Consider the following 2323-nt stretch of genomic DNA (forward strand, 5'->3'; position numbering starts at 1 on the left):
TATTCAACATAAGTTACTATGGTTTGGTTCTTCATTTATGATTCTTATATATGCAAAGTTGTTTTTCCCTATATTACGTTTTTTACATAAAATATCAAGATGAGTTTTTCCCTATATTACGTTTTTTACATAAAATATCAAGATGAGAGTATTGTATTTGACAGGCCAAATAGCTCTTCATGGTGGAATTGAAAGAGTAACTATTATGAAATTGAATTATTGGGCAGAAACAGGTAATGATGTTTATTTGTTAACCTATGAACAAGGAGATAAACCTTTTGTCTATCCTATATCTCCAAAAGTTCATTATGAAGATTTGAATATAAATTATAATGTGGATTATACATGTGAGTCTCTCTATTCTTTTAGATGTTTGAAACTTGTTCCAAGACATTTTTTTAGAACTTTTAGTTTTCTGAAGAAGATAAAGCCTGATGTAATTGTTGTTCCGAATTTTGGATATGAGTTTTGGTTTTTACCTTTTATAAAAGGTAAGGCTATGTTAGTTAGAGAATACCATGATTCTAATTGTTGTTCCGAATTTTGGATATGAGTTTTGGTTTTTACCTTTTATAAAAGGTAAGGCTATGTTAGTTAGAGAATACCATGATTCACAATATCAAAGAAAATCTGGAGGTGTTAAAGTTTGGATAGATGATTTTATTCAACATTTTTATAATAGTGTAGTAGTTTTGACTCCTCAAGAGGTGGGCTATTTTAAATATAAAAAAAATATCAAGGTAATTCCTAATCCAACAAAGGGATCTGCTTATATTTCAGATTTATCCTATTTTAAATATAAAAAAAATATCAAGGTAATTCCTAATCCAACAAAGGGATCTGCTTATATTTCAGATTTATCCTATACTAAGATAGTTACTGTAGGTAGAATAGAATAAAGTGAAAAGGTTTGAACTCTTTATTGAAATAGCGGAACTAGTTATTAAAAAGTATCCAAAATATAGATTTGAAATTTATGGAGAGGGTAATCCAATATATAAGGATGAACTTATAGAATTAATAAAATCGAAACAGTTGCAAAATAATATATTTTTTATGGGTATTACATCCGAAGTTCAGAGCATTTTCTCTGAAGCATCCATATATGTTTGTACTTCCAAAACGGAAAGTTTTGGCTTGACATTGATTGAGGCAATGGATGTTGGTCTACCTGTTGTTAGTTTTGATTGTCCTCATGGACCTAAAAATATCATTCATGATGGTGTTGATGGATATTTAATTCAAAATGATTCCATTGTTGAAGCCTCTGATGCCATTATAAATCTTATTGAAGATAAAAAACTTTTAGTGTCAATGGGGAATTCAGCACGTCTAACTGCTCAACGATATCATCTTGATAATGTGATGAAAATGTGGGTTAATCTATTAAATAAATATTAAGGCTTATGAATTTAGAATATTCGGCTGTCATTCGTACGTTAGGTTTGGCAGGAGACAAGTATATGAGACTTTTAAAATCTTTAGACAGTCAAACGATTAAACCTAAAGAAATATTAGTAGTTCTCGCTGAAGGATATGATTTGCCTCTGGAGAGATTAGGTTATGAACGTTATGTTTATAGCAAAAAGGGAATTGTTTCTCAACGTTCATTGGGAGCAATTGAAGCAAGATCAGAATATTGTTTGTTCTTGGATGATGATTTGGAATTTGAGTCTACTATGGTTGAAAGATTATTTAAACCCATAGTAGAAAAGAATGTGGACGTAACTTTTCCAATTATTCCAGAGATGGTTCCTAGAACCACATTGTCTACATTTTTAATGTGTGTCTTAACTGCTTCGGCTATACCAATGATAATAAATAAAAAAAAGCATTATACTAGGATAAACATGGCCGGTGGTTGGTCATATAATGAACATATTGATTTTTCAAAGGAGTTATTGTATGAAGCTCAAACTGCACCTGGTGCTTGTTATTTGGTGAAGACTGAAATTGCAAGAAAAATAAAATTTGAGGAAGAACGCTGGTTGGAATTGACTAGTTTTAGCTTGCCTGATGATCAGATTAATTTTTATAAATATTACAAGTTGGGTTATAAAATTGGAGGAATATCAAATATTTATATTCTTCATTTAGATGGGGGGGGATCCAGCTATGAACGTACACAAAAAGCTGTTTATGCTTTAGCTAAACATCATATCATTTTTTGGCATAGATTTGTTTATAAACCAAGTTATAACCTTATATTTAGATTGGTTTGTGTTATGTGTCTTGTATATTGGCTTATAGCATCTTCTTTACTTGGAATTATATCTAATATGTTATTATTACGATTTAAATTAATCGTAAAACATCTTAAGGG

4 protein-coding genes are annotated in these 2323 nt (G+C 30.1%); all 4 read left to right on the forward strand.

The window, feature by feature from the left end; genetic code table 11:
• The first annotated feature begins 142 nt into the window (after positions 1–142).
• Positions 143–553, forward strand: a complete 411-nt coding sequence (locus tag DXA15_RS24795) for a hypothetical protein (protein ID WP_128135818.1) — start codon at positions 143–145, stop codon at positions 551–553.
• Between the two features lie 34 nt (positions 554–587).
• On the forward strand, positions 588–899 hold the full coding sequence (locus DXA15_RS24800) for a hypothetical protein (protein WP_128135819.1): 312 nt from the start codon (positions 588–590) through the stop codon (positions 897–899).
• A 1-nt stretch (position 900) separates the two neighbouring features.
• The gene (locus DXA15_RS24805; RefSeq protein ID WP_128135820.1) at positions 901–1401 is read left to right on the forward strand and encodes a glycosyltransferase; all 501 of its coding nucleotides are present in this window, start codon (positions 901–903) and stop codon (positions 1399–1401) included.
• Between the two features lie 5 nt (positions 1402–1406).
• A partial coding sequence (locus DXA15_RS24810) for a glycosyltransferase (protein ID WP_128135821.1) occupies positions 1407–2323 on the forward strand: 917 nt, incomplete at its 3' end.

Source organism: Parabacteroides sp. AM58-2XD (genome assembly GCF_003463685.1).
GTDB lineage: Bacteria > Bacteroidota > Bacteroidia > Bacteroidales > Tannerellaceae > Parabacteroides > Parabacteroides segnis.